General features: G+C 57.5%; 1 protein-coding gene. It reads right to left on the bottom strand.

The window, feature by feature from the left end; translation table 11 throughout:
* Positions 1-80: 80 nt before the first annotated feature.
* Positions 81-818, bottom strand: a 738-nt coding sequence (locus HMPREF2792_RS07685) for an HNH endonuclease signature motif containing protein (RefSeq protein WP_198530311.1), incomplete at its 5' end; no start/stop codon positions are given.

The following is an 818-nucleotide window of genomic DNA, read 5'->3' as shown; positions in this document are numbered from 1 at the left end:
CCGTCAACCATCTTTGGGTTGGCGGGATCGGTGGCTGGCGGTGTCCTTTCTGCTGTTGCTGCGTGTGGTGGTTGTGGGTGTTAGCTGCAGTCGGGTGGTTCCTCTGGTGGTTGTCCTGCTTGTTCGGCGGCGAGTCTGGCTACTGCTTCTTGGTATTCGGGCATTGCGGTGATTGGTGTGCCCCAGGGTGGGATGAAGCTGACCCCGGTGTTGAGCCGGTACATGTAGCCGCGTCCGGTAGGCCTTTGCGGGTCATCATCGTTAATACCGTTGTGGTAGGCGCACAGGAAGGTCAGGTTCTTGATGTTGGTGTAGCCGCCTGCCTGCCAGGGGATGAGGTGATGGACCTGGCAGTAATCAGCGGGCTTATTACAGCCTGGTCTTGCACACGTGTGGAATTCAGCGTGCAGGGTGAGGCGCTGTTTGAAGTTTGCTCCACGCTCTAGCCGCCAGGTGTCGATGGGTCCTTCAATAGGGTGCACGATGGTGGCATAGCCTATTTCGGCAAACTTGTGGGTGAGGAATTCCGCCCCGGTCATGCGCCCACCGTTAGTCAAGTTGAGCTCTATTTCGTCCCCGTCGCCGTTAATGATCTGGTCCAACTCGTTCAGGGTGACGATGACTTGGGTGCGCACCGCGGGTTTGGAACCGCCTGTTTCTTTGTTGAAGAAGATGTCGTTGGCGGCTTGAAGCAGGTCGGTGGTGTTGGTGGATTCTAAGACGCCGCGCATGTTGGCAATCGTGGTGGCGTCATCGGTAATGGAAAGGGTGTTAGGGCCTTGCGTGCGGTAGGTGATGCGCACGCCTGGTTTGGCTAT

The organism is Corynebacterium sp. HMSC068H04 (genome assembly GCF_001811255.1).
Lineage (GTDB): Bacteria > Actinomycetota > Actinomycetes > Mycobacteriales > Mycobacteriaceae > Corynebacterium > Corynebacterium hesseae.
The sequence above is the reverse complement of the archived record's forward strand: the minus strand, read 5'-3'. Positions and strand labels throughout refer to the sequence as shown.